Source organism: Microbacterium sp. Bi128 (assembly GCF_918698205.1).
Genome location: NZ_CAKKMM010000350.1, coordinates 1 through 4486 on the forward strand (window position 1 = coordinate 1; position 4486 = coordinate 4486).

At 67.2% G+C, this 4486-nt stretch carries 3 protein-coding genes and 1 pseudogene; 2 read left to right on the top strand and 2 right to left on the bottom strand.

Annotated elements, in window-relative coordinates; genetic code table 11:
- The coding region (locus LQV45_RS18750) for an aldolase/citrate lyase family protein (protein WP_230008318.1) at window positions 1–411 on the top strand (411 nt) is incomplete at its 5' end.
- Between the two features lie 105 nt (window positions 412–516).
- Here LQV45_RS18750 and LQV45_RS18755 read toward each other — a convergent pair.
- Window positions 517–1974 (bottom strand): amino acid permease, encoded by a 1458-nt coding sequence (locus tag LQV45_RS18755; RefSeq protein WP_018775070.1) that lies wholly within the window; start codon window positions 1972–1974, stop codon window positions 517–519.
- Window positions 1975–2243: 269 nt separating this feature from the next.
- Complete coding sequence (locus LQV45_RS18760) at window positions 2244–3926, bottom strand: ABC-F family ATP-binding cassette domain-containing protein (protein ID WP_230008319.1); 1683 nt, start codon at window positions 3924–3926, stop codon at window positions 2244–2246.
- Between the two features lie 185 nt (window positions 3927–4111).
- Between LQV45_RS18760 and LQV45_RS18765 the strand changes: the two are divergent.
- A pseudogene (locus tag LQV45_RS18765) lies at window positions 4112–4486 on the top strand (CPBP family intramembrane glutamate endopeptidase); the annotation flags it as partial.

A 4486-nucleotide genomic window follows, 5' to 3' on the forward strand; every position in this document is an offset into this window, starting at 1 on the left:
ATCCCGGATTACCTCGCCCGCGCCTCCGGCACCGTCAGCGTCACCGTCCAGATTGAATCCGTTGCCGCAGTGGCCGCCGTCGGGGAGATCCTCGAAGTGGAGGGCGTGGACGCGATCTTCCTCGGGCCCTCCGACCTCGCCGCCTCCATGGGGCTGCTGGGCCAGCAGGAACACCCCCGGGTACGCGCCGCCGTCGAACGCTGCCTCGCCGCCGCCACAGCGGCCGGCAAACCTGCCGGCGTAAACGCCTTCAACCCGGCAACGGCCCGCGCTTACCTGGCCGCCGGCGCCGCGTTCGTGCTGGTCGGGGCCGATGTGTCCATCCTGGCCCGCGGCTCCGAGGCCCTTGCCGCCGACTACATCCCACCGGATGCGGTGGCTGAGCCCGAGGGCACCCCCGCCAGCTACTGAGGGCCCTCCGCATTAAGCGCAGTTAAACGCGACGGCGGCAGCCACCTTTTCCAGGTGGCTGCCGCCGTAGCATTTCTGCGTGCCGCGCGTCGGGACCGGTGGGTCCTAGCTGTAGAGCTCGCTCTTGGGCGCGTTGTTCTTGACCTTCTGCCAGCCCAGCCACAGCACCAGGGCGAAGAACGGGACGGTCGCCAGGGTCCACAGGCCCAGGTGGAAGACCTCGCCGGTCTTGCTGGTCATGGTGTCGAAGCCGATCAGCACGGTGATGGCCAGCAGCGCGACCAGCCCGGCCCAGCTGGTCCACGGCGAGCCCGGCATGGGCAGGCTGGAGACGCGGCCCTTCTGGTGGCGCAGCGCGATCTGGCTGGCGAAGATGGCGCCCCACGTGAAGATCACGCCGATCGAGGCGGTGTTCAGCGCGAGGTCGAAGGCGTGCGAGCCGCCGAGCCAGATGTTCAGCAGGATGCCCACGAGGTAGAAGGCGGCGATCGCCAGGATGGCCGCGTACGGCACGTGGCGCTTGGACATCCTGGTGAGCCACTGCGGGGCGTGCCCGTTGTTGGCCATGGTGCGGAAGACACGGCCGATCGAGTACAGGCCCGAGTTGCAGGAGGACAGTGCGGCGGTGATGACGATCATGTTCATCACGTCGCCCACCCAGCCGAGGCCCATCTGGCCAAACACGGTGACGAACGGGGACACGCCGGCCTTGTACTGGTCCGAGGGCAGCAGCATGGCCAGCAGCAGCACGGAACCGACGTAGAACACCACAATGCGCAGTACGACGGCGCGGATTGCCTTGGGCACTTCGCGCTTGGCGTTTTCCATCTCACCGGCGGTGATGCCGACGAGTTCGATGCCGTTGTAGGCGAAGATCACGGCGTTGAGCACGAGGACCATCACCAGGGCGCCCTTGGGGAACATCCCGCCGTCGTCGGCGAAGAGGTTGGCGACTGAGGCGTGGCCCGTGCCGACCTTGGCGTTGGTGACCACCATGAAGGTGCCCACGGCCAGGAAGATCAGGATGGCGCCGACCTTAAGGCAGGACGCCCAGAATTCAAACTCGCCGAACGCCTTGACGCTGAGCAGGTTGACGGCCACGAGCAGCGCGAGGGCGGCAATCGCGGAGGCTTCCACCGGCACGTTGGGGAAGAAGAACTGGAAGTACAGGCCGATCGCGATCAGTTCGGCGATCCCGGTCATGCCCCAGTTGATGAAGTACATCCAGCCGGAGAGGAAGGCGCCCTTCTTGCCGAACATTTCGCCGGCGTAGCTGACGAAGGAGCCCGAGGTCTGGCGGTACATGATGAGTTCGCCCAGCGCCCGCATGAGCAGGTAGGCGATCACGCCGGCGATGGCGTAGGAGAAGATCAGCGCCGGGCCCGTGGAGGCCAGGCGTCCGCCGGCGCCCATGAACAGGCCGACGCCGATTGCGCCGCCCATCGAGATCATCGTCACGTGGCGCCCGCTCAGGGTCTTCTTATAGCCCTCGGCGCTGAGGGTCGAGTCGACGGCGGATTCCGCGGGCGCGCTCTGGAGTTCTGTGGGGGTAATTGATGGCACAACGGTTCCTTGTAGGTCGGATTATGGCCGGGACGGGACCGGGATTCGGTTACATTCCATTCGGGTTTCTGCCCGGTGGGACAGCAAGATGTACCGAACCTCACAAGGAGTCAAACCCTCGCGCGGCTCATCCATCGTACTGGAATTCCCGGACCGGCCGTGACGCGGGCAACAGCAGTCAGGCGCTATGCCTAATTAATGACACCAAATCTGCCAAATAGCCGAATAATGTTCTATTTGGTCCGCGCAGGCTCCGGCGAATCGTTCTGCTACGCCAGGGCGCCGTCGCGCATCGAGTACCGGAGCCAGTTACCGGCGCCGTTTCCGTGCCCGGTTTCCTGCCTGGCGCCGTGCCTTGTTTCTCGGCTCGTTCCTCGCCGGGCGCAGGTGCTGAACCACTCACCCAGCGCGCGGTCGTGGCTGACCATGACCAGTGTCCCTGCGAACTCGGACAGGGCCGCTTCAAGCTGTTCCACCAGCACGGGCGCCAGGTGGTTGGTGGGCTCATCCACCAGCATCGTCCCGAAGCCGCCCAGCAGGAGCCGGGCCAGCGCCAGCCTGCGTTGCTGCCCCGCGGATAGGCTGCCCACCGGCACGTGGAATTCGCTGGTCCGGAAGAGCCCCAGGCGCAGCAGCGCCTCGGCGTGCTCATCGACATTGCCGCCCAGGCCCGCGGCAAAGGCGGGCAGGAGCCGCAGTCCCGGGCGCTGCGGGAGTTCCAACTCCTGCTGCAGATAGCCGATCCGGCCGTGCCTCACCACTTTGCCCTGGGCCGGTTCCAACGTGCCGGCGAGGACGGAGAGCAGCGTGGACTTCCCGGCACCGTTGGGGCCCGTAATGAGGATCTTCTGGCCGGCTTCCACCCGGAAATCCGTGGGTTCCAGCCGGCCGGGCACCGCGACCCCCTTCGCCTCGAGCGCCGGGCCTTCGGCCACGTCCGCCCGCAGATCCGTTGCCAGTTTCAGGGGTACTGGGGGACGGTCAATCGGGTTTGCCTCCAGCCGGCGCAGACGCTCCTGGGCGTTGCGGACCTTGCTGGTGGCCGCCTTCTGCCACGTGCCGGCCTTGAAGTCGAACCCCATCTTGTCGCCGTCGCGCTGGCGGGCGTAGCCCATCTTGCCGGCAACCGTGTCCGCCTGGAGCCGTTCGGCCGCCATCGCGTCCAGCCACCCGTGGTACTGCTGTGCCCAGCGCTGGCGCTCGGCAGCCTTCTCCCGCAGGTAGCCTTCGTAACCGTTGCCATACCGGTTGACCGACCGGCGCTCGGCATCGACCTCAATCACGGTTGAGGCCACTTTGCGCAGCAGCACGCGGTCGTGGGAGACCACCACCACCGTGCCGCGGTGCGCGGCCAGCCGCGCCTCCAGCCAGGCCGTACCGCTGGCGTCCAGGTGGTTGGTGGGTTCGTCCAGGAGCAAAATGTCCGCGGGATCGGCGAGAACGCAGGCCAGTGCCACCCGTTCCTGTTCCCCGCCGGAGAGCGAGCCCAGCGTCCGCATCCGGTCCAGCCCGCCCAGGCCGAGCCTGTCCAGCGCCGCTTCCACCCGGGATTCCGCGGCGTAGCCTTCCCGGAGCTGGTACTGCGTCTGCAGGTTTCCGTAGCGCTCCAGTTCGTCAGCTTCCGCGCCGGCCAGCCCGTCCTCCAGGCGGTCCAGCTCGGCCTCCAGCGCGCGGAGCGATTCCAGTGCGGCGTCGATCGCGTCGCTGACAGTGAACAGCTCCGGCAGGCCGTGGGTCTGGGCAAGGTAGCCCACGCGGCCGTGGCTGACGGACGTGCCCTCGTCCGGGGCCTCGAATCCGGCCAGGATCCGCAGCAGTGTGGATTTGCCCGCGCCGTTTTCGCCGACGATCGCCACATGTTCACCGGCCGTGATGGCAACGTCGACGCCGGCAAAAAGCTGGCGGTCCCCATAGCCGTGGGATACGCCCGAAAGGCGGAGATGTTCGCTCAAGGAGTCCTCGCAGTAGGTGCCAGCCTGCCCGACGGCGGCTTGCGTCCTCAGTATGGCACCGCCGGCCGTCACTGGGCACTGAGGCCCTGGGCACTGAGACGGGTGCCGCCGTCGGGCGTCAGGTCTGCGATGGCGCCGGGGATCAGCTGGACCGCGTCCTCCTGCCTCGGCACTAGGCTGGGGGCATGGGCACAGCTCTCCGTACACCACCCGCGCCGCAGCCGGAGCTTTACCGGTTCTCCCGGCTGGATTTCATCACTGTTGGACTCTATGTTGCCGTGGCCGGTCTATTCGCCGTGGCGGGCAGCCTGCTGGAGCCGCTGCTGCTGCAGATATCGCCCAATCCTGCGGTGGCGTCCTACGCGGTGAACCTGATCTTCTACGCAACGGTCGGCGTCCTTGCCCTGACCGCCGCGCGGCATGTTGCGGTCCGTGATCTCCGCGTCCTTGCCACAAGGCCCTGGTTCACGGCCCTCATGGTGCCGCTGACCGTCGTCGCAATGCTCATTCTCACCGCGGTTCTCGTGGCCCTCAGCGGACCTGTGCAGACCTCCGCCAAC